Annotated in this window: 18 protein-coding genes; 6 read left to right on the top strand and 12 right to left on the bottom strand. The window is 61.2% G+C overall.

Features of this window, described 5'->3' with window-relative positions:
* Positions 1–17 precede the first annotated feature (17 nt).
* The gene (locus tag CFU_RS03845) at positions 18–1199 is read left to right on the top strand and encodes a porin (protein ID WP_014004731.1); all 1182 of its coding nucleotides are present in this window, start codon (positions 18–20) and stop codon (positions 1197–1199) included.
* A 31-nt stretch (positions 1200–1230) separates the two neighbouring features.
* Here the strand turns inward: CFU_RS03845 and glcF are convergent, their stop codons facing one another.
* The 5 genes from glcF to CFU_RS03820 form a co-directional block, all read right to left on the bottom strand.
* Positions 1231–2466: a glycolate oxidase subunit GlcF gene (glcF, locus tag CFU_RS03840; RefSeq protein WP_014004730.1), complete on the bottom strand. Its 1236-nt coding sequence runs from the start codon at positions 2464–2466 to the stop codon at positions 1231–1233.
* Between the two features lie 34 nt (positions 2467–2500).
* The gene (glcE, locus tag CFU_RS03835) at positions 2501–3574 is read right to left on the bottom strand and encodes a glycolate oxidase subunit GlcE (RefSeq protein ID WP_041741221.1); all 1074 of its coding nucleotides are present in this window, start codon (positions 3572–3574) and stop codon (positions 2501–2503) included.
* 16 nt (positions 3575–3590) lie between these two features.
* On the bottom strand, positions 3591–5090 hold the full coding sequence (locus CFU_RS03830; RefSeq protein ID WP_014004728.1) for an FAD-linked oxidase C-terminal domain-containing protein: 1500 nt from the start codon (positions 5088–5090) through the stop codon (positions 3591–3593).
* A 155-nt stretch (positions 5091–5245) separates the two neighbouring features.
* The gene (locus CFU_RS03825; RefSeq protein ID WP_085959160.1) at positions 5246–6133 is read right to left on the bottom strand and encodes a LysR substrate-binding domain-containing protein; all 888 of its coding nucleotides are present in this window, start codon (positions 6131–6133) and stop codon (positions 5246–5248) included.
* Positions 6134–6156: 23 nt separating this feature from the next.
* A complete protein-coding gene (locus tag CFU_RS03820) occupies positions 6157–7566 on the bottom strand; it encodes an FAD-binding oxidoreductase (protein ID WP_041741217.1) in 1410 nt (469 codons plus the stop codon).
* 101 nt (positions 7567–7667) lie between these two features.
* Between CFU_RS03820 and CFU_RS03815 the strand changes: the two genes are divergently transcribed.
* The gene (locus CFU_RS03815; RefSeq protein ID WP_014004725.1) at positions 7668–8225 is read left to right on the top strand and encodes a cob(I)yrinic acid a,c-diamide adenosyltransferase; all 558 of its coding nucleotides are present in this window, start codon (positions 7668–7670) and stop codon (positions 8223–8225) included.
* Positions 8226–8295: 70 nt separating this feature from the next.
* Here the strand turns inward: CFU_RS03815 and folE2 are convergent, their stop codons facing one another.
* The 4 genes from folE2 to CFU_RS03795 all read right to left on the bottom strand — a co-directional run bounded on the left by folE2 (position 8296) and on the right by CFU_RS03795 (position 12372).
* A complete protein-coding gene (gene folE2 / locus CFU_RS03810; RefSeq protein WP_014004724.1) occupies positions 8296–9099 on the bottom strand; it encodes a GTP cyclohydrolase FolE2 in 804 nt (267 codons plus the stop codon).
* A 180-nt stretch (positions 9100–9279) separates the two neighbouring features.
* Positions 9280–11151, bottom strand: coding sequence for a 1-deoxy-D-xylulose-5-phosphate synthase (dxs, locus tag CFU_RS03805; protein ID WP_014004723.1), 1872 nt, complete (start codon positions 11149–11151; stop codon positions 9280–9282).
* 16 nt (positions 11152–11167) lie between these two features.
* Positions 11168–12112 carry a polyprenyl synthetase family protein gene (locus CFU_RS03800; RefSeq protein WP_041741215.1) on the bottom strand — a complete coding sequence of 315 codons (945 nt, stop codon included), beginning with the start codon at positions 12110–12112 and terminating at the stop codon, positions 11168–11170.
* Positions 12109–12372 (bottom strand): exodeoxyribonuclease VII small subunit, encoded by a 264-nt coding sequence (locus tag CFU_RS03795; RefSeq protein ID WP_014004721.1) that lies wholly within the window; start codon positions 12370–12372, stop codon positions 12109–12111. Before CFU_RS03795 ends, CFU_RS03800 begins: the two co-directional genes overlap by 4 nt.
* Before the next feature lie 223 nt (positions 12373–12595).
* Here CFU_RS03795 and CFU_RS03790 point away from each other — a divergent pair, with 223 nt between their 5' ends.
* From CFU_RS03790 to CFU_RS03780, 3 genes are all read left to right on the top strand, one after another.
* Positions 12596–13699 (top strand): aromatic ring-hydroxylating oxygenase subunit alpha, encoded by a 1104-nt coding sequence (locus tag CFU_RS03790; RefSeq protein ID WP_014004720.1) that lies wholly within the window; start codon positions 12596–12598, stop codon positions 13697–13699.
* A gap of 155 nt (positions 13700–13854) precedes the next feature.
* Positions 13855–14796, top strand: coding sequence for a DMT family transporter (locus CFU_RS03785; RefSeq protein WP_014004719.1), 942 nt, complete (start codon positions 13855–13857; stop codon positions 14794–14796).
* A 64-nt stretch (positions 14797–14860) separates the two neighbouring features.
* Positions 14861–15727: a sulfurtransferase gene (locus CFU_RS03780; RefSeq protein WP_014004718.1), complete on the top strand. Its 867-nt coding sequence runs from the start codon at positions 14861–14863 to the stop codon at positions 15725–15727.
* A 6-nt stretch (positions 15728–15733) separates the two neighbouring features.
* Here the strand turns inward: CFU_RS03780 and CFU_RS03775 are convergent, their stop codons facing one another.
* The 3 genes from CFU_RS03775 to polA form a co-directional block, all read right to left on the bottom strand.
* Positions 15734–16480, bottom strand: coding sequence for a ZIP family metal transporter (locus CFU_RS03775; RefSeq protein WP_085959134.1), 747 nt, complete (start codon positions 16478–16480; stop codon positions 15734–15736).
* 214 nt (positions 16481–16694) lie between these two features.
* Positions 16695–17609: a dienelactone hydrolase family protein gene (locus tag CFU_RS03770; protein WP_041741213.1), complete on the bottom strand. Its 915-nt coding sequence runs from the start codon at positions 17607–17609 to the stop codon at positions 16695–16697.
* Between the two features lie 60 nt (positions 17610–17669).
* A complete protein-coding gene (gene polA / locus CFU_RS03765; RefSeq protein ID WP_041741211.1) occupies positions 17670–20447 on the bottom strand; it encodes a DNA polymerase I in 2778 nt (925 codons plus the stop codon).
* Here polA and CFU_RS03760 point away from each other — a divergent pair, their 5' ends adjacent.
* Positions 20448–21185, top strand: coding sequence for a TIGR00730 family Rossman fold protein (locus CFU_RS03760; protein WP_041741209.1), 738 nt, complete (start codon positions 20448–20450; stop codon positions 21183–21185). It abuts the gene before it with no gap.
* Positions 21186–21238 lie beyond the last annotated feature (53 nt).

Here is a 21238-nt window from a genome sequence, read left to right as displayed (position 1 = left end):
AACCATACGGGAGACACATGAAACACAAAACACTGGCGCTGCTGACAGCAGCCGCCTCGCTGGCCGGCGCGAGCCAAGTCCGGGCGCAAAACGGCGTCACCATCTATGGCACCGCCGACGCTGCGATCATCTACTCCAGCAGCCAGCGCGGTCATGCCAACACCTATATGAACAGCGGCAACCTGAATGCCAGCAAACTGGGTTTCAGCGGCAGCGAAGACCTGGGCGGCGGCAGCAAGGCCATCTTCACGCTAGAGCAGGGATTCAGCATTGACAACGGCGCCCAAAGCGACCCTAGCAAGGCGTTCAACCGCCAGTCCTTTATCGGCTTGAGCAATGCCGGCTACGGCACCTTCACCCTCGGGCGCCAGTACACGCCGTATTGGCGTTACGTCGGCGGGCTGGGACCGACCGGCGTGCTGACAGGCGCCACAGGCGCCCATCCAGGCGACCTGGACGGCCTCGACACGACGATACGCATCAACAATTCCCTGGTTTATGCGACACCGGTGATAGCCGGTTTCCAGGCCAGCGCCTTGTACGGTTTCGGCGAAAACGCCGGCGCCATGGGATCCGGCAATACCGTGAGTGCGGCGCTGCGATACGACATCAATGCGTTTAGCGTCGCGCTGGGATACCTGAAGCTGGCCAACAACAATCTGAAAGGTTTTGCGCCCTGGGATCCGAACGTCACTTCAGGCAGCTATGCCCAGTCCCCCGTCAACGCCGGTTATGCCTCCGCCAGGTCGGTGCAGATGGTTGCCGCGGCCGCGAGGTACCAGGCGTCGGGCAACCTGATGCTGGGCTTGAATTTTTCCAATGTCCAGATGGCGCCCGGAGCGGATTCATTGTTTACCCACCAGGCCAGTTTCAACACGGCAGGCCTGATTTCAAGCTACAAGGTGACGCCGGCCATTACGGTGGCAGCCGGCTACAGCTATACGCGCGAAACGGCCGCCAACGGTATCAGCAACCCGGCCCGTTATCAGCAGCTGTCCCTGGAGCAGACCTACGATTTCTCTAAACGCACCGCGCTCTACTTCCTGGAAACCTATCAAAAGGCGTACGGCCAGACCTTGGGCAAAGATGGCGTGACAGCGGTCGACGCCGTCGCCGTAGTCGGCGATTCGCAAAATGGCACGCCGTCGTCCAACGGCAAACAGTTTGTCGCGGCAGTCGGCATCCGCCATCAGTTTTAACGGCGCCGCGCCGACAGCTTTCTGCGGAGCGTCAGGCCAGCGCCTGGTCCAGCAGTTCTATCCAATGCCTGACCGGCGTCTGCGTGCCTGATTGCAGATGGGTCAGGCAGCCGATATTGGCGGAAACGATCATGTCCGGCTGGGTCGCCTGCAGGCTGTTGAGCTTGTTGTCGCGCAGGCGATACGACAGTTCCGGCTGCAATACCGAATAAGTGCCGGCCGAACCGCAGCACAAATGACTGTCGGCGCACAGCTGCACATCGACGCCGACGCTGCGCAACAGGCCTTCCACCTTGCCGCGGATCTGCTGGCCATGCTGCAAGGTGCAGGGCGGATGGTAAGCCACGCGCTGGGGAATTTTTCCCTGCAATTTTTCCTGCAGCTCAGCTTCGAACGCCGGCAAGATTTCGCTCAGGTCCTTGGTCAGCGCTGAGATGGCTTTGGCCTTGACTGCATACAGCGGATCGGCCGCCAGCAGATGGCCGTATTCCTTGACCGTGACGCCGCAGCCGGAGGCAGTCATGACGATCGCCTCGACGCCCTGTCCATTGCTGCCGATCACATACGGCCACCAAGCGTCGATATTGCGCCGCATGTCGTCCAGGCCGCCGGCCTGGTCGTTCAGGTGATACCGGATGGCGCCGCAGCAGCCGGCCTTGGGCGCCACCAGCAATTGCACTTCGAGCGCATCAAAAACCCGTGCCGCCGCGCGGTTGATATTGGGCGACATCGCGGGCTGTACGCAGCCATCCAGCAGCAGCATCTTGCGCGCATGCTCGCGGCGCGGGAAAATTCCCGCTTGCTGCTTTTCCGGTACCTTGTTTTTCAATTTGCGCGGCAGCAAGGGCCGCAGCAATTGGCCGGCCGCCATGGCCGGCTTGAACAGCCAGGGGCGCGGCAACAATTCTTTCAATAACTGGCGCGTCAGCTGCTGCGCGACGGGTCGCGGCACCTGGTCTTCCACCACCTTGCGGCCGATATCAAGCAGGCGGCCGTATTCGACTCCGGACGGACAAGTCGATTCGCAATTGCGGCAGGTCAGGCAGCGGTCCAGGTGCGACTGGGTCTTGACAGTGGCCTTGGTTCCTTCCAGCACCTGCTTGATCAGATAAATGCGGCCGCGCGGGCCATCCAGCTCATCGCCCAGCAGCTGATATGTCGGGCAGGTAGCCGTACAGAATCCGCAATGCACGCAGGCGCGCAGGATCGCATCGGCCTCCTTGCCTGCCCGTGTATTCTTGATGAAGTCGGCTAGATTGGTTTGCATGGCTTGCTGCGCTAGAGGTTGGTTAAGGTTCGGACTAGAAATCCTGGTACATGCGGCCGATATTAAAAATCGCCGCCGGATCAAAGCTGGCCTTCAAGCGTCGGTGAATCTGCGCCAGCGCCGGCGCCAGCGGATGAAATACGCCGGCATCCTTGTCGCCGCCACGGTACAGGGTGGCATGGCCGCCGGCGGCGGCAGCCGCGCTCCGGATCGCCTGCGCGTCGGTATCGGTGAACAGCCAGCGTTGCGCCCCGCCCCACTCGATCAGCACAGCGCCGGGCAATGCCAGCGGCGCTGCGGTGGACGGCAGCGCCAGCCGCCACAAGGGCTTCTGTGCAGCCGCCGGTGCAAAAAAGGCGTGGGTCTGTTCACGCAGCGCCTGCCAGAAATCGTCCGCATCGGCGACCGCTTCGCCGCCAAGGTTCTGTTCGGCGGCGCTCACCGCGGCCTGTGCACCGGACAGGCGCAGCGTCAGCTGGCCATCCTGCCAGCAGCTGGCGGAAATCGGCAAGGGCAAACCGCCCCACTGGTTGAGGCTACGTATCGCTTCGGCTTCGCCCATGGCAAACCGGCGGCTGCTGCTGGCAAGCGGACGCGGCAATACTTTCAGAGAAACTTCCAGGATCAAACCCAGGGTGCCAAGCGAGCCGGCCAGCAGACGCGACACATCGTATCCCGCCACGTTCTTCATGACCTGGCCGCCGAAATGCAGGATATCGCCTTTGCCGTCCATCAGCACCGCGCCCAGCACAAAGTCGCGCAATGCGCCGACCGCCTGCCGCGACGGGCCGGACAAGCCGCTGGCGACCATGCCGCCCAGCGTAGCGGCGCTGCCGAAATGCGGCGGTTCGAATGGCAGCACCTGGTTATGCTGCGCCAGCAACGCTTCGATTTCGGCCAGCGGCGTGCCGCAGCGCGCGGTAATCACCAGCTCGGTCGGTTCATAATCGATGACGCCGCTATAAGCGCGCGTATCCAGCAGTTCGCCCTGCACCAGCTGGCCGTACCAGCGCTTGCTGCCGCCGCCGCGGATTTCCAGCGTCCGGCGCTGTGCCGCGGCGGCGAGAATCTGCTCCTTGGCCAGCTGCTTGAATAATTCTGGATCCATATTGTTCTGGTCTGTTCTAGAAGCGCGGGAGTTCCGCAAATTTCAGCTGGCCGCGCTGCACATGCATCTTGCCGTACTCGGCGCAACGCTGCAAAGTGGGGATCGCCTTGTCCGGATTGAGCAGGAATGCGGTATCGAAGGCGCGTTTGACATTGAAGAAAGCTTCACGCTCCAGCGGTGAAAACTGTACGCACATCGAATTGATCTTTTCGATGCCGACGCCGTGTTCGCCCGTGATAGTGCCGCCGACGGCAACGCACAGTTCAAGGATCTCGGCACCGAACTCTTCGGCGCGATGGAATTCGCCCGGCACATTGGCGTCGAACAGAATCAGCGGATGCAGGTTGCCGTCGCCGGCATGGAACACATTGGCGCAGCGCAGGCCGTATTTGTTTTCCATCTGTTCGATGCCCAGCAGCACCTGCGCCAGGTTCTTGCGCGGGATGGTGCCGTCCATGCAGTAGTAATCGGGTGAAATGCGACCGGCTGCCGGAAAGGCATTCTTGCGGCCAGACCAGAAACGCAAGCGCTCCGCCTCGGAGGTCGAGACCTCGATGCGGGTGGCGCCGCTGGCGTTCAACACCGCGCTCATGCGGCCGATTTCCTCTTCCACCTCTTCCGCGGTACCGTCCGATTCGCATAACAGGATGGCAGCGGCGTCGATATCGTAGCCGGCCTTGACGAACGGTTCCACCATGCGCGAACTGGTGCGGTCCATCATCTCCAGGCCGGCCGGAATGATGCCGGCGGCAATCACGTTGGCGACCGCATTGCCGCTCTTCACCACGTCGTCGAACGACGCCATGATGACGCGCGCCGCCTGCGGTTTGGGAATCAGCTTGACCGTGACCTCGGTGACCACGCCCAGCATGCCTTCCGAGCCGATGAAGACCGCCAGCAAGTCGAGGCCGGGCGCATCCAGTGCGCCATTGCCGAGTTCGACTACCTCGCCTTCGATGGTCACCATCCGCACACGCAATACGTTATGCACGGTAAGGCCGTATTTCAGGCAATGCACGCCGCCCGAATTCTCCGCCACGTTGCCGCCAATGGTGCAGGCGATCTGCGATGACGGGTCTGGCGCGTAATACAGGCCGTGGGCGGCCGCCGCCTCGGAAATGGCCAGGTTGCGCACACCCGGCTGCACCACCGCAGTCCGTGCATACTGATCGAGCTTGACGATGCGGGTAAATTTGGCGGTGGACAAGACCACGCCGTCGGCGATCGGCATGGCGCCGCCGGACAGGCCGGTACCGGCGCCGCGCGGCACGATAGGCACCTTGAGATCGCGGCACGCCTTGAGGATGGCCACCACCTGTTCCTCGTTCTCAGGGAGCGCCACCACCATCGGCGTTTGCCGATAGGCGGCCAGGCCATCGCATTCGTAGGGCCGGGTATCTTCGATATTGGATAACAGCGCATGCGCCGGCAGCAGCGCCCGCAAAGCACTGACTACCTGTTGCTGGCGGGCCGGGCTAAAGGTGGATTCGGCGGGCGCCGCTGTTTCCGCGTTCATTCTGTTTTCCCATGGGCAGGCTGGCTATCGGAGGGTATGTTTTCTGTTATCGAGTATAACGATATTGTGTTTTTTACAGAACAACTTCCTCGGATATCCGCCTGAAAAGCTTGCGCCGCGCAGGTGAAATGTTTTCAGGCCGCCGGCCGCTTGGTTCAGATGCGGCTGAAAGTATCCTTCATCCATTCGATGAAAGTCGTCACTTCCGGCCGTTCCTGCGGTTTTTGCTGGTACACCAGGTAATAGGCATGGGGCGGCGAAGTGAGGCTGATGTCGAACAGTTGCACCACTTCCCCTTGCGCAATCATTTGCTGGGCAAAATGCTTGCGGGTCAGGCCGACGCCATGGCCATGGCGCACCAGTTCCAGCAACAGGCCAAGGTCGTCGGCGCGCAAGCCGGAGGACGGTTCAGGCCAGTCCAGGCCTGCCGCCTGGAACCATGGCTGCCAAGGCTCCAGGGCCGAACGCAGCAGGCTTGCCTTGCACAGGTCGGCGGGCTGGTGCAGCGGACCGGCCTTTTTCAGGTATCCAGGGCTGGCGACGGCAAAGGTCGGTTCTTCGAACAGTTTTTCGGTGGTGGTGTTGGGATACTTGCCGGCGCCGAAACGCACTTCCAGGTCGCTCTCGGTCAGACTCAGGTCGTAGAGCGGCACCGACAGGAATATCTCGACCACGATCTCGGGGTGCCGGCTGGCAAACCCGTGCAGATGCGGGATCAGCAGCTGGCGCGCAAAAGTCGGCGGCGCGGTGATCTTGACGCGCGGCTGCACCTGGGCGTTACGCTGCGGCAGCGGGAACTCGGTCAAGGTGCGCAAGGCGCTGCGCACCACTTCCAGGTAGCGGTGGCCGAATTCGGACAAGGTGACTGTCCTGCCTTCGCGCGAGAACAGTCGTTCGCCGACGAAATCCTCCAGCAAACGGATGCGGTGCGACAGCGCCGACGGCGTAATGCACAGCTCATCCGCCGCCAGCGCAAATGAACGATGGCGGGCGGCGGCTTCAAACGCGGACAAGGCATGCACCGGCGGCAGGCGATTGACCAGTGGGGTCTTGTTCAACATTGAATTTACCACCGGATTATTTTCCCGGGATTCATGATGTTCTTCGGATCGAACGCATGTTTCAACGCACGCATGGTAGCGATCGCCTCCACGCCATGCTCTTCAATCAGGAAATCGATCTTGTGCAGGCCGACGCCGTGCTCGCCGGTGCAAGTGCCGTCCATGCCGATGGCGCGGCTGACCATGCGCGCATTGACGCCCTCGGCGCGCGCGATGTCGGCGGCATCGTCGGGATCGACCAGCATCTGCACATGGAAATTGCCGTCGCCGACATGGCCGATGATCGAATACACCATGCCGTTGGCCTCGCAATCGGCCTTCGTCTCGAGGATGCATTCCGCCAGGCGCGAGATCGGCACGCAGCAATCGGTGGAAATCGCGCGGCTGCCGGGACGCAATTGCAGCAAGGCGAAATAAGCGTTGTGACGCGCGGTCCATAAGCGCGACCGGTCTTCCGGTCGGGTCGCCCATTCGAAGCCGACAGCGTGATGTTCAGCTACCACCGCCTGCACCAGCTCCGCCTGTTCCTTGACGCCATTCTCGCTGCCGTGGAATTCAAACAGCAGCAGCGGCTGTTCCGGCAGCGCCAGCTTGGAATGCGCATTGATGGCGCGCACGCCGTTTTCATCCAGCAGCTCGACCCTGGCCACCGGCACGCCCAGCTGTATGGTCTGGATCACGGCGTTGACGGCGTCGGCGATGTTCTGGAACGAACAGACCGCGGCCGAGATGGCTTCCGGTTGCGGATAGAGCTTGACGGTCACTTCGGTGATCACGCCCAGCGTGCCTTCGCTGCCGACGAAGATGCGCGTCAGGTCGTAGCCTGCCGCCGATTTTTTGGCGCGGGTGCCAGTCTTGATGATGCGGCCGTCGGCGGTCACCACCGTCAGCGCCAGCGTGTTCTCGCGCATGCTGCCGTAGCGCACGGCGTTGGTGCCGGAAGCGCGGGTCGCCGCCATGCCACCGATCGAGGCATCGGCGCCGGGATCGATGGGAAAGAACAGGCCGCTGTCCTTGATCTCATGGTTCAGCTGCTTGCGGGTAACGCCGGTCTGCACCGTCGCCGTCAAGTCTTCGGCATGGATCGCCAGCAGGCGGTTCATGCGCGACAGGTCGACGGAAATCCCGCCTTGCAGCGCCAGCACATGGCCTTCCAGCGAAGTGCCGCTGCCGAAAGGAATCACCGGGACCAGGTATTCGCTGCACAGCTTGACCAGCGCGGCCACCTCTTCGGTCGATTCGACGAACACCACGGCATCCGGCAGCATGGGGTCATACGATGAGGCATCGCGGCCATGATGTTCGCGCATCGCCACGGTGGTCGAGAACCGTTCGCCAAACAGAGCGCCGAGGGCGGCAAGCAAGGCGTCGGGCAACGGTTTCTTCAGGGCGGCGAGATCGGCTATGTGATTCATTGGAAGGTCTCCTTTTCCTTTGAATTTTACTCTGCGGGACTGCGCTCTGCTGGTGTAAAGTACAACCTCCCGCATTCCACCCCGAATCAACACAGAAAACCATGGGCAACCGACTCTCGAAGATCGCCACGCGCACCGGCGACAAAGGCACGACCGGCCTCGGCGACGGCAGCCGCACCGGCAAGGACAGCCTGCGCATCCAGGCTATCGGCGATGTCGACGAGCTGAACTCGCAGCTGGGCCTGCTGCTGTGCGAACAACTGGCCGCGGAACTGCGTGAAGCATTGCTATCGATACAACACGACCTGTTCGATCTGGGCGGCGAACTGTGCATTCCCGGTTACGCGCTGGTCAGCGCGGCCCAGGTGGCCCGGCTCGACGACCTGCTGGAAAAATACAACGCCGACCTGCCGCCGCTCAAGGATTTCATCCTGCCAGGCGGCAACCGCCCGGCAGCGCTGGCGCATGTCTGCCGCACGGTCTGCCGGCGCGCGGAACGCAGCATCGTCAGCCTGGGCAAGAGTGAAACGGTGAATGAGGAAGTGCGGCAGTATGTGAACCGCCTGTCGGACTTGCTGTTCGTGCTGTCGCGGGTGCTCAACCGCGCGGATGGCGGCAGCGATGTGCTGTGGCAGAAGGACCGCTTGCGGGACGCTTAAAAAAAGCGGGATGAGGCCGCAATCGACATCATCCCGCTCGCTTTGGATCAATCGTGCTTATTTACCTCACTTACTTGCTGCGCTTGTCGTGTTCGATCAATGCATACGCCGAATGGTTGTGGATCGACTCGAAGTTTTCCGCTTCCAGCACATAGGCCAGCACGCGCGGTTCGTTGTTCAGGGCCACCGCGACGTCGCGCACCAGGTCTTCGACGAACTTCGGATTTTCATAAGCGCGCTCGGTCACGTATTTTTCATCCGGGCGCTTCAGCAGGCCGAACAGTTCGCAGGATGCCTGCGCTTCGATCTTCGCGATCAGCTCATCGACCTGGATCTCGCCGTCCAGCACCGCGTTGACAGTGATGTGCGAGCGCTGGTTGTGCGCGCCATAAGCAGAAATTTGCTTCGAGCAAGGGCACAGGCTGGTCACCGGCACCAGCACTTTCAGCCTGATTTCCAGCTGGCCCTGGCTGATCTCGCCGGTCAGGCCCACTTCGTAATCCATTAGGCTCTGCACGCCGGAGACCGGCGCGGTCTTGTTGATGAAATACGGGAAAGTCAGCTCGATACGGCCGCGCTCGGCGTCCAGCAGGGTCACCATCTTGCGCATCAGGTCGCCGAACGAAGCAACATCCAACGGCCCTTCCAGGCCTTCCAGCAAGGCGATGAAGCGCGACATGTGGGTGCCCTTCTGCTGTTCCGGCAGATGCACGTACATGTTCCAGCTGCCGATGGTCGGCTGCGCCGTTGCCGCGGTGCGCACGGTCACCGGATAACGCACGCCTTTTACGCCAACGCGCTGGATCGCCAGGCGGCGGGTGTCGACGCTGCTTTGCACGTCTGGAATCGTCAGATTCTGATCACGAGTGTTCATGCTTAACCTTTGAATGAAAGACCGCCGGAAGCAGCCTGATCCCGCTTCGCCTGCCGGCTCGGCAGAAAAACCGGGATGGTTGGATATAAGTCTGGCTTGGACGCTGCCGCTCGCCCGGCGGCAGCATCCTGGCTGGAATTGCTTGAATTGCTTGAGAACGGCGCAGGCGGCCAGGCCCGCTTAATTCTGGTTGACGACCAGGCGCGGCTGGTCTTTGCCGAAGCGCTGGCGTATCGATGCGGCGATACCTTCCGCGTTCAGGCCGCATTGCGCCAGCAGCTGGCCGACGTCGCCATGGTCTATAAATCGGTCCGGCAAGCCCAGATTCAAGAGCGGCTTGACGCATCCCGCCGCCGCCAGCGCTTCCGCTACCGCAGAGCCGGCGCCGCCCATGATCGAACCTTCTTCTACCGTGACCAGCGCATCGTGGTTTTGCGCCAGTTCCAGCACCAGGTCGACGTCCAGCGGCTTGATGAAACGCATGTTAACGACCGTGGCGTCGAGCAGTTCACCCGCTGCCATGCTCGGCGCCAGCATCGAACCGAATGCCAGGATCGCTACGCTCTGGCCTTGGCGCCTGATTTCGCCTTTACCCAAGGGTAATGTGGTCAATTCCGGAACGATGGCTGCGCCGATGCCGGCGCCGCGCGGATAACGCACCGCTGCCGGGCCGTTGTAGTGATACGCGGTCGACAGCATCTGGCGGCATTCGTTTTCGTCGGACGCCGCCATCACCACCATGTTGGGGATGCAGCGCAGGTACGCCATGTCGTAGTTGCCGGCGTGGGTAGCGCCGTCGGCGCCGACCAGGCCGGAACGGTCGAGCGCAAAGGTCACGTCCAGGTTCTGCAGCGCCACGTCATGGATCAGCTGGTCGTAGGCGCGCTGCAGGAAAGTCGAATAGATCGCCACTACCGGCTTCAGCCCTTCGCAAGCCAGGCCGGCGGCGAAAGTGACCGCATGCTGCTCGGCGATGCCGACGTCGTAGAAGCGTTGCGGAAAGCGCTGGGCGAAAGTATCCAGGCCGGAGCCACCCGACATCGCCGGGGTGATGCCGATCAGCTTGTCGTCTTGCGCCGCCATGTCGCACAGCCAGTCGCCGAATACCTGGGTGTAGGTCATCTTGCTGACCGTGGCCGGCTTGATGCCTTCGGCCGGATTGAACTTGCCGGGGCCGTGGTACAGCACCGGGTCGGCTTCCGCCAGCTTGTAGCCCTGGCCCTTCTTGGTCACCACGTGCAGGAACTGCGGTCCCTTCAGGTTCTTCAGGTTTTGCAAGGTCGGGATCAGCGATTCCAGGTCGTGGCCGTCGATCGGACCGATGTAGTTGAAACCGAATTCTTCAAACATGGTGGCAGGCACCACCATGCCTTTGGCGTGTTCTTCGAAACGCTTGGCCAGTTGCCGCATCGGGCCCGGCAGTATCGACTTGCCGACGTTTTTGGCTTGCGCATAGAACTGCCCCGACATCAGGCGCGCCAGGTAGCGGTTGAGGGCGCCGACCGGCGGCGAGATCGACATGTCGTTGTCGTTCAGGATCACCAGCATGTTGATGTCGTCATACACGCCGGCATTGTTCATGGCTTCGAACACCATGCCGGCAGTCATTGCGCCGTCGCCGATCACGGCGATCGCGTGGCGGTCGGTTTCGCCTTTGGTCTTGGCGGCCAGCGCCATGCCCAGCACGGCGGAAATCGAGGTCGATGAATGGGCGGTGCCGAAGGTGTCGTATTCGCTTTCGGCACGGCGCGGGAAACCGGAAATGCCGTCGAGCTGGCGCAGCGTGTGCATGCGGTCGCGGCGGCCGGTCAGGATCTTGTGCGGATAGGTCTGGTGGCCGACATCCCACACCACGCGGTCTTCCGGCGTATTGAAAACGTAATGCAGCGCGATCGTCAGTTCTACCGTGCCCAGGTTGGACGACAGGTGGCCGCCGGTCTGCGCCACCGATTCGATGACAAATTCGCGCAGCTCGTCGGCCAGCGGCCTGAGTTGCGCCCGCGTCAGTTTGCGCAGGTCTGCCGGGCTGTCGATTGTGTTGAGTAGTTCCATATCTAAGCCTTCTGTTCTAAGCCTTGCGTTGCACGATCAAATCCGCCAGCTCGCGCAGGCGGCGTGCCTTGTTCCCAAAGATAGCAAGCGCCTGGTGGGCGTCGTTGCGTAATTTTTCTGCCAGCGCCTGCGATTCCGGCAAACCCAGGATCGAGACATAGGTCGGCTTGTTGTCGGCGGCGTCCTTGCCGGCGGTTTTCCCCAGCGTCGCGGAATCCGCGGTGGCGTCGAGGATGTCGTCCACCACCTGGAACGCCAGGCCGATGGCGGTGCCGTAGGCTTCCAGCGCCTCGATTTCAGCCGGCGCCAGGGCCTTGCCGCCCCATGCTCCTAGCAATACCGAGGCGCGCAACAAGGCGCCGGTTTTCAGCTTGTGCATCTGTTCCAGCTCTGCCAGCGACAGGTTGAGGCCGACGCTGGCCAGGTCGATCGCCTGGCCGCCGCACATGCCGAGCGAGCCGGAGGCTTGCGCCAGCAGGCGCAGCATGACGATCTGGCGCGCCGAATCAATTTCCGCGCCGATTTCCGCACCGGCTTCGGCCAGCACCACGAAGGCCTGCGACTGCAAGGCGTCGCCCACCAGCAAGGCAGTCGCTTCATCGTATTGCACATGCACGGTAGGCTTGCCACGGCGCAAGGCGTCATCGTCCATGCAGGGCATGTCGTCGTGCACCAGCGAATAAGCGTGGATCATTTCGACGGCAGCGGCGGCGCGCTGGGCAACGGTGAGCGGCGTTGCAAACAGTTCCCCGGCGGCAAATACCAGCAAGGGACGGACCCGCTTGCCGCCATCCAGCACGGCATAACGCATGGCCTGGTGCAGCCTGGCCGGGATGCTGGTTGCAGCCGGCAAGAACCGGTCCAGGGCAGCTTCCATCCCGGTTTGCGTCTGGCGCATCCAGGCGTCGAAAGCCAATGCCGGCTCCTGCGCATGGTGCGATAATGGAACGGCAACAGTCATTCGTCAGCTCCGCTGTGATCCTTCAGCGCTTCACCGGTAAACGGCTTGAGCATGTCGCCTTCCAGCACCTTGACCTGGCTGTCGACTTTTTCCAGCTGCAAGGCGCAAAACTTGACCAGTTCCGACCCACGTTTATACGCGGCGACGGAGGCTTCCAGCGGCAACTCGCCAGCTTCCATTTGGGCAACCAGTTGCTCCAGTTCGGCCATTGCTTGTTCAAACGAGGCGGGACTGCTGGTGGAAATCGGATTTTTTGGCATAGTGGCTATAAATAGTGTAGTTCGCTATTTTAGAGCAAAGCTCTATAAGCCGTTGAAATTCGAGGGCTTTATCTCGATAAAAAGCGTAAAACGGCGCCAAAACCGGCATTTTTATGGGATAATCCTCGGTTCTGTCCAAAATTTCCGTTTCATATTATTTGAACACAGGTTTTTGCGGATTCTTTCTCTCTTAGGTTGATACAACACATTTGGGGGTGGAGGGATGTCCGATCTGGCTTCTATAACCAAGCTCGCGCGCTCCGATGCGCAACTTCCGGTCAACGTCTACTTTGACGAAGCGCTGTTAAAGCGCGAAATCCAGCAATTGTTTCAGAATGGCCCGCGTTACGTCGGCCATGAACTGATGGTGCCCAACGTCGGCGATTACGCCACGCTGGCTTCTGAAAACGAAGGCCGCATGCTGGTGCGCAATCCCCAAGGGATTGAGCTGGTATCCAATGTCTGCCGCCATCGGCAGGCAAAAATGTTCGACGGCCGCGGCAATGCCCGCAACATCGTCTGCCCGCTGCATCGCTGGACTTACGACCTCAAGGGCGAACTGATAGGCGCACCGCATTTCGGCGAGACGCCGTGCATGAACCTGTCCAGGACGCCTTTGCAAAACTGGAACGGCTTGCTGTTTGAACAAAACGCCTTCCATGTCGGCGAAAAACTGGCGCAGCTGGGCGTGGCCAAGGATCTCGATTTCAGCGGCTACCTGTTCGACCATGTCGAAGTCCACGAGTGCGACTACAACTGGAAAACCTTTATCGAGGTTTACCTGGAGGACTATCACGTCGAGCCGTTCCATCCCGGCCTCGGCAGTTTTGTCAGCTGCGACGACCTGGAATGGCAATTCGGCAAGGATTACAGCGTGCAGACCGTGGGCGTCAATCACGGACTGGCGAAATCCGGCTCGCCGGCATACAAGAAGTGGCAAGAGCAGGTGCTCAAGTTCAGCAACGGCGAACCGCCGAAGTTCGGCGCGATCTGGCTGACCCTGTATCCCAACATCATGGTGGAATGGTATCCCCACGTACTGGTGGTGTCGACGCTGTGGCCGCGCGGCCCGCAAAAGACCACCAACGTGGTCGAGTTCTACTACCCCGAGGAAATTGCGCTATTCGAGCGCGAAATGGTCGAGGCGGAACGTGCCGCATACATGGAAACCTGCGTCGAAGATGATGAAATTGCACTGCGCATGGATGCCGGACGGCGCATCCTGATGGAGCGCGGCGTCAATGAAGTCGGCCCTTACCAGTCGCCGATGGAAGACGGCATGCAGCATTTCCACGAGTGGTACCGGAGCCAGGACGGCCTGGCCTGAGCACTCCCGGATCAGATAGATAACGGGGCCGGGGTTGGTGCGCAAGCTGAAGCGCAGCAACCCCGGCCCTTTGCCATTATTTAGCGCCGCCGGCATGCACTGCGGCCAGAATCAGTCAGAATAGCAGCACCGCTCTTCCACTTCATTCCCGCCCCATGCAATCACTCTGGATGCTGTTCGCTAGCCTCATGTTTTCAATCATGGGAGTCTGCGTCAAGCTCGCCGCCGACCATTACTCCATTGCCGAAATCGTGCTGAGCCGCGGCCTGATCGGCATGCTGTTCATCGTTGTCCTGATCCTGCTGAAAGGCGGCACCCTCAAGACTCCCATGCCGCGCCAGCACCTGTGGCGCGGCGTGATCGGCGTGATTGCGCTGTCGATGTGGTTCTATTCCTTCAGCCTGCTGCCGGTGGCTACCGCCACCACCCTCAACTACACTTCCTCGATATGGCTGGCGGCAATCCTGTTCGGCGCCGCCTGGTGGCGCGGCAACAGCCGCTTCGAATGGGGCATGGCGTTCACCATCCTGCTCAGCTTCATCGGCGTGATGCTGTTGCTGCGGCCATCGTTCGACGCCGAGCAGACCAGCGGCGGCATGATCGCGCTGGCCTCCGGCCTGCTGTCGGCCGTGGCTTACCTGCAGGTACGGCGCCTGGGCAAGCTGGGCGAACCGGAATACCGGGTGGTTTTCTATTTTTCAAGCACCAGCGCCCTCGCCGGCCTGGCTGGCAGCATCTTGCTGTCCGGCGGCGGCATCCCGCTGTGGCACCCGCATAGCGCGCAAGGCCTGGCCTTGCTGATTACGCTGAGCCTGTCGGCCACCCTGGCCCAGATGGCCATGACGCGCGCCTACCGCCTTGGCAATCCGCTATTGACCGCGAACCTGCAATATACCGGCATCGTCTTTTCCAGCATCTGGGGCATCCTTATCTGGCACGACCAGATGGACTGGCGCGGCTGGCTTGGCACTGCTGTAATCCTTATCAGCGGTTTGCTGGCAACGTTTTATAATCAAAAGAAGGCGCGTCCGCTCAACTCCTTGCACGAAGAAAAAACGGTGGTCGCCCAGACGGGGTCGCCTAGACGGGGCGCCTAGACCCTCGATGCGTTGCCGAGCGTTGCCCTGCATCACCTGACACATACTTGATAAAAGGAATGCCATGTCTCAAGCCCATCCCTACCAGACGCTGATTTCTGCCGCGAACCTGCTGCAGAATGCGCAAAACCCCAACTGGGTCATCCTCGATTGCCGCCACGACCTGGTCGATGCCGCTGCCGGCAGGGCGGCATACGATGCAGGCCACATTCCCGGAGCCCGTTTTGCCAACCTCGACCGCGACCTGTCCGGCGCCAAGCAGGCGGCCGACGGCAGCTTCAAGGGCCGCCATCCCTTGCCTGAAACAGATGCGCTGCTGGCAACGCTGCGGCAATGGGGCATCAACGACGATACCCAGGTCGTCGCCTACGATGCCCAGGGCAGCATGTATGCAGCCCGCCTGTGGTGGCTGCTGCGCTCCATCGGCCACAGTTCGGCGGCGGTGCTGGACGGCGGCCTGGCGGCCTGGCAAGCAGCCGCAGGCAGCTTGTCGACGGCCGAACCGGCGCCCGCAGCCGGCAACATCAGCGCCAAGCCGCCGCTCACCGCCAGCGTCGATGCGCATGACATCCTGCACAACCTGACCAACCCAAGGCGGACTATCCTCGACGCCCGCGCGCCGGACCGCTTTCGCGGAGAAAATGAAACCATCGATCCGGTTGGCGGCCATATTCCGGGCGCCAAGAATCGTTTCTTCAAAGACAATCTGCAGGCGGACGGCCGCTTCAAGCCCGGCCATCAATTGCACGAGGAATTCGGTGCCCTGATCAGCGAACCGCAAGCGGCGATCATGCAATGCGGTTCAGGCGTCACCGCCTGCCACAACCTGCTGGCGCTGGAAATTGCCGGTTTGCATGGCGCTGCCCTGTATCCGGGATCGTGGAGCGAGTGGTGCTCAGATCCGAAGCGGCCTATGGCCAAGGGCGTATAAACGGGTCTAATGATGGTGGGCGTGGCGCGTCAGGAACAGCACAATGGCGACGCCGGCCCCGATCAGCAGGATCTGCGGAATCGTTTCGCGCAGCGTGGCGCGGCGCTGCATCTGCGGCATCAAGTCGCTGACGGCGATATAGATAAAGCCCGATGAAGCAAACACCAGCACGTAGGGAATCCATTCCATGCCGCGCTCCAGCGTAAAGTAGCCGAGCAGGCCGCCTACCACCGCCATCAGGCTGCAGATCAGGTTGTACACATAAGCGCGGGTGCGCGAAAAGCCGGCATTGAGCAGCACGATGAAATCGCCGATTTCCTGCGGGATCTCATGCACGATGATGGCCAGGCCGGTGATCAGGCCCAGGTGCGGATCGGCCAGGAAGGCCGCGGCGATCAGGATGCCGTCGGTAAAATTGTGCAAGCCGTCGCCCACCAGGATCATCCAGCCGGCTTTGCCCGCCTCTTTCTTGTCATGGCCGTGGTGATGGCCGTGGCCGTCGTCCTCGTGATGGTGCGAATGGCGCAGGATGGCGAATTTTTCCAGTACAAAAAACGCCAGCAGGCCGCCCAGCAGCACGGCGAACAGCGTATGGTTGTCGGCCTTCGATTCGAAGGCTTCCGGCAAGGCGTGCAGCAAGGAAGTCGCCAGCATGATGCCGACCGACAGGCTGACCATGCGCTCGACCATCTTGGACAGCAGCGCGAACGAAAAAACGGCAGCGGCAGTAATGCTGAAAAGACCGGCGATCATGGTCGCCAGGAGGATTGAAACGAGTGTGGAATTAATTTTTGGCTCCGGCAAACAGCTTTACATGCAACAAGGTTGCAAATTAAAGCACAGCTACCGCATTTCAGCAAACGTATTTCAGCAAAATCAGCTGCTTATCGGAGCCCGGAGGCCGCCAGCAAGGATTTCTGTTTCCGGACGCCAGCCGTCCAGAAACAAGCGCCGGCAAACACAGGCGTCAGCTCACGCCATGTTCCTTGAACCAGGCCAAAACGCGCTTCCAGCCGTCTTTTGCATCCGCTTCGACATAGCTGGGCCGGTAATCGGCATTGAACGCATGGCCGGAATTCGGATACACCACGATTTCCGACTTGCTGCTGCCCTTGGCCAGCGCCGCCTTCATCTGCGCCACATGGTCCTGCGTAATGCCCTGGTCCTTGGCGCCGTACAAACCCAGCACCGGCACTTTCAGGGTAGGCGCGATGTCGACCGGCTGCTTCGGCGTCAATGCCTTGATCTCGGCCTCCGTTTTGCCTTCTGGATCCTTGCCCCTGACCAGGCTGCCGTACCATGCCGCGGCAGCCTTGACCTTGGGGTTGTGGCTGGCGTACAGCCAGGTGATGCGGCCGCCCCAGCAAAAACCGGTGACTGCCAGCTTGTTGACATTGCCGCCATTTTTCTTGGCCCAGGCCACGCAGGCATCGAGATCGCCCAGCACCTGGTCGTCCGGCACCTTGGAAATCACGTTGACGTACAGTTCCGGGATGGATGCAAAAGCCGCAGGATCGCCCTGGCGCTTGAACAGATTGGGCGCAATCGCCAGGTAACCGAGCTTGGCGAAACGCCTTGCGATATCGGCAATATGCTCGTGCACCCCGAAAATCTCCGAGACCACCAGCACCACCGGCAAATTGGTTTTGCCCTCCGGCTGCGCGCGGTAGATCGGCACGCTCAGGCCGTTTTCCTCGATGTCCAGCGCTCCGGCCGTGAGGCCTTCGGTATCGGTCTTGATCACGGTCTGCGCCGTCACCGGCAGCACGGCGGCGGCAAAGCCGGTGCCCAGGGCGGTTTTCATGAAAGTACGGCGGTCCACGCCATCGGACAAGCTGGTTTTCGCCACCAGGCTATCGAAATCTTCTTTCAAATTCGGCATCAAGCTCTCCTTTTAAGTTGACCTTCAGCGATCGCAGAAACGGTGTGCGGCACCTCGTCCTTAGTGCGCCTCGTCCCAGTTCTTGCCCACTCCGACTTCGGCAATCAGCGGCACTTTTAGTTCAGCCACGCCAGCCATCAGCTGCGGCAGCCTTTCCCGCACCAGCGCCAGTTCGTCCTGCGGCACTTCGAGCACCAGCTCATCGTGCACTTGCATGACCATCTTTGATTTTAACCGCTCTGTTTCGATCCAGCCTTGCACTGCGATCATCGACAATTTGATCAGGTCGGCCGCCGTGCCCTGCATCGGCGCATTGATCGCGGCGCGTTCGGCGCCCTGGCGGCGCTGGCCGTTGGGCGAATTGATTTCCGGCAGCCACAGGCGGCGGCCGAACACGGTCTCGACGTAGCCTTGCGACTTGGCTTCCACCCGTGTCATGTCCATGAACTGCTTGACGCCGGCAAAACGCATGAAATATTTTTCGATGTACATCTGGGCGGCGGCGCGCTCGATGCCGAGGTTGCCGGCCAGGCCGAATGCGCTCATGCCGTAGATCAGGCCGAAGTTGATGACCTTGGCGTAACGCCGCTGCTCGCTGGTGACCTCGGCTGCCGGCGTGCCGAAAATCTCGGCGGCGGTAGCGCGGTGAATGTCCACGCCTTCGGCAAAGGCGCGCAGCATGTTTTCATCGCCCGATATGTGGGCCATGATGCGCAATTCGATTTGCGAATAGTCGGCCGAGACAATCACGCTGTCCGGCGGCGCCACAAACGCTTCACGGATACGCCGGCCTTCGGCGGTGCGGATCGGGATGTTCTGCAGGTTGGGATCGTTAGACGCCAGCCGTCCGGTCACCGCCACCGCTTGCGCGTAATTGGTATGCACGCGGCCGGTATGCGGGTTGACCATCTTCGGCAGTTTGTCGGTATAGGTCGATTTCAGCTTGGATAGGCTGCGGTAGTCGAGCAGCACTTTCGGCAGCGGATAATCCTCCGCCAGTTTCTGCAGCACTTCTTCATCGGTAGACGGCGATCCGGACGGCGTCTTCTTGACCACCGGCAGCTTGAGCTTGTCGAACAGGATTTCGCCCAGCTGCTTGGGCGAGCTCAGGTTGAACGGCTGGCCGGCCAGTTCGTAAGCCAGCTGCTCGATCTCCAGCATGCGCTTGCCGAGCTCGTTCGATTGCGTCGCCAGCAGGCTGGCGTCGATCAGCACGCCGTTGCGCTCGATCTTTTGCAGCACTACCGACGTCGGCACTTCGATTTTTTCGTAGATGAACCTGAGTTTGGCGTCGTCGGCGATATGCGGCCACATGGTCAGGTGCAGCTGCAGCGTGATGTCGGCATCCTCGGCCGCGTATTCGGCGGCGCGGCCGATCTCGACTTCGTCGAAACCGATTTGCGAAGCGCCCTTGCCGCATACCTCCTGGAAAGTGATCGTCTGGTGGTTCAGGTGGCGCAGCGCCAGGCTGTCCATGTCGTGGCTGCGGTGCGACTCGAACACATAGGATTCGAGCAGGGTATCGTGCACGATGCCGCGCAGGCTGACGCCCTGGTTGGCGAAAATATGGCTGTCGTATTTCAGGTTCTGGCCGACCTTGGGCTTGCTCTCGTCTTCCAGCCAAGCACGCATTTTTTCCAGCACGAACTCGCGCGGCAATTGCGCCGGCGCATCCTGGTAGCGATGCGCGACCGGGATATAGGCGGCGACGCCGACTTCGCAGCACAACGAGATGCCGACCAGCTGGGCGGTCATCGGATCGAGCGAGGTGGTTTCGGTATCGACCGCGGTCAGGCTGGCTTTGTCGATGCGCTGCAGCCACTGGTCCAGCTGGGCTTCGGTCAGCACGGTTTCGTACAGCCGCTCAACTGGCGCCGCAGTTGCCGCAAACAGGCTGCTCTGGGCCGGCTCGGCTGCGCCCGTATTGCTGCCGGCCGCAGCCGGTTTTCCCGCCTCGGCCGTGCCGGCGGCATTGCCCGCTACGCTCAGTTCGCGCAGCCAGGTCTTGAAGTTATAGCGCGTGAACAATTCGATCAGCGTCTCTTTGTCCTGCTCGGGCGCCTTCAGCGATTCCGGGATCGACACCATGTGCGCGCTCAGGTCGCAATCGGTTTTCACCGTCACCAGTTCCTTCGCTTTCGGCAGCCAGTCCAGCACTTGCCGCAGGTTCTCGCCGACTGCGCCGCCGATGTCGGCCGCATGCGCGATCACCTGGTCGACCGTGTCGTATTGCGCCAGCCATTTGACCGCCGTCTTCGGTCCGACCTTGGCGACGCCGGGAATATTGTCGACGGTATCGCCGATCAGGGTCAGGTAATCGACGATGCGCTCGGGCGGCACGCCGAACTTGGCGATCACGCCGGCGCGGTCCAGCGTTTCGTTGCTCATGGTGTTGATCAGCGTCACATTGTCGTTGACCAGCTGCGCCAGGTCCTTGTCGCCGGTGGAGACGATGGCCTGCATGCCGTGCGTCACGGCCTGCACGGTCAGGGTGCCGATCACATCGTCGGCTTCCACGCCTTCGACCATCAGGATCGGCCAGCCCATGGCGCGCACAGCGGCGTGAATAGGCGTAATCTGTTTAACCAGGTCTTCCGGCATCGATGCCCGGGTTGCCTTGTAATCGGCGTACATGTCGTCGCGGAAAGTTTTACCTTTTGCATCGAACACGCAGGCGAGGTAAGCTGAGGGGTAATCGAGGCGCAAGCGGCGCAACATATTGATGATCCCATACATCGCGCCGGTCGGTTCATTGGCAGCATTGCGCATATCGGGCAAGGCATGGAAGGCCCGGTAAAGATAACTGGAACCATCAACTAACAGCAGGGTTTTTTGCATATGGAATTGAACGGAAAAAATGTGCCGCGTTTGCGGCAAGTGACGGACATCGAACGCGCAACTTCCAAAAAGGCGCGCGAATCGTGGCATATGTTCACGATTATGGCAGAATTTATCGAGTCGACCGAACGCCTTTCCGAGTTGCATCCGGCGGTGTCGATCTTCGGCTCGGCCCGCATCAAGGAAGACAATCCTTATTATCCCCTGTGCATGGATATTGCACGACGCTTTTCCGACGAAGGTTTTGCCGTGATTTCGGGCGGCGGCCCGGGCTTGATGGAAGCGGCCAACAAGGGCGCGTTCGAGGGCAAGTCGCCGTCGGTCGGCCTGAATATCGAACTGCCGCACGAGCAAAGCGGGAATAAATGGCAGGACATTTCCCTGAGTTTCCGTCATTTCTTCGCCCGCAAGGTCGCCTTCGTGCGTTACGCCGATGCCTACATCGTGCTGCCCGGCGGCTTCGGCACCCTGGATGAGCTGACCGAGGTATTGACGCTGATCCAGACCGGCAAATGCCGCCATATCCCGATCATCCTGGTCGGCAGCAGCTTCTGGAGCGGGCTGCTGGACTGGTTCCGCAGCCAGCTGGTGGGCGACGGCATGATCGGCGCCAAGGACATGGACCTGATCCAGGTGCTGGACGATCCGGCCGAGATTCTCGCTGCCGTGGTGAAATTCTACGAGGCGGGCGAAACCGTGATGGCGGAATCCGACCGCCATGCCAGCGTACTGCTGTAAGCACGCCCCGCCTGACAGATTCCGGCCCCTTATCGCCTATAGGGGCTGGCGGT

It is taken from the genome of Collimonas fungivorans Ter331 (assembly GCF_000221045.1).
In the GTDB taxonomy this organism is placed as follows: domain Bacteria; phylum Pseudomonadota; class Gammaproteobacteria; order Burkholderiales; family Burkholderiaceae_D; genus Collimonas; species Collimonas fungivorans_A.
The sequence above is the reverse complement of the archived record's forward strand: the minus strand, read 5'-3'. Positions and strand labels throughout refer to the sequence as shown.

Bases quoted from the DNA above. Each gene is read 5' to 3' on its own strand.
- CFU_RS03845 (WP_014004731.1), top strand. From the start codon at position 18: ATGAAACACAAAACACTGGCGCTGCTGACAGCAGCCGCCTCGCTGGCC.
- glcF (WP_014004730.1), bottom strand. From the start codon at position 2,466: ATGCAAACCAATCTAGCCGACTTCATCAAGAATACACGGGCAGGCAAG.
- glcE (WP_041741221.1), bottom strand. From the start codon at position 3,574: ATGGATCCAGAATTATTCAAGCAGCTGGCCAAGGAGCAGATTCTCGCC.
- CFU_RS03830 (WP_014004728.1), bottom strand. From the start codon at position 5,090: ATGAACGCGGAAACAGCGGCGCCCGCCGAATCCACCTTTAGCCCGGCC.
- CFU_RS03820 (WP_041741217.1), bottom strand. From the start codon at position 7,566: ATGAATCACATAGCCGATCTCGCCGCCCTGAAGAAACCGTTGCCCGAC.
- CFU_RS03815 (WP_014004725.1), top strand. From the start codon at position 7,668: ATGGGCAACCGACTCTCGAAGATCGCCACGCGCACCGGCGACAAAGGC.
- folE2 (WP_014004724.1), bottom strand. From the start codon at position 9,099: ATGAACACTCGTGATCAGAATCTGACGATTCCAGACGTGCAAAGCAGC.
- dxs (WP_014004723.1), bottom strand. From the start codon at position 11,151: ATGGAACTACTCAACACAATCGACAGCCCGGCAGACCTGCGCAAACTG.
- CFU_RS03800 (WP_041741215.1), bottom strand. From the start codon at position 12,112: ATGACTGTTGCCGTTCCATTATCGCACCATGCGCAGGAGCCGGCATTG.
- CFU_RS03795 (WP_014004721.1), bottom strand. From the start codon at position 12,372: ATGCCAAAAAATCCGATTTCCACCAGCAGTCCCGCCTCGTTTGAACAA.
- CFU_RS03790 (WP_014004720.1), top strand. From the start codon at position 12,596: ATGTCCGATCTGGCTTCTATAACCAAGCTCGCGCGCTCCGATGCGCAA.
- CFU_RS03785 (WP_014004719.1), top strand. From the start codon at position 13,855: ATGCAATCACTCTGGATGCTGTTCGCTAGCCTCATGTTTTCAATCATG.
- CFU_RS03780 (WP_014004718.1), top strand. From the start codon at position 14,861: ATGTCTCAAGCCCATCCCTACCAGACGCTGATTTCTGCCGCGAACCTG.
- CFU_RS03775 (WP_085959134.1), bottom strand. From the start codon at position 16,480: ATGATCGCCGGTCTTTTCAGCATTACTGCCGCTGCCGTTTTTTCGTTC.
- CFU_RS03770 (WP_041741213.1), bottom strand. From the start codon at position 17,609: ATGCCGAATTTGAAAGAAGATTTCGATAGCCTGGTGGCGAAAACCAGC.
- polA (WP_041741211.1), bottom strand. From the start codon at position 20,447: ATGCAAAAAACCCTGCTGTTAGTTGATGGTTCCAGTTATCTTTACCGG.
- CFU_RS03760 (WP_041741209.1), top strand. From the start codon at position 20,448: ATGGAATTGAACGGAAAAAATGTGCCGCGTTTGCGGCAAGTGACGGAC.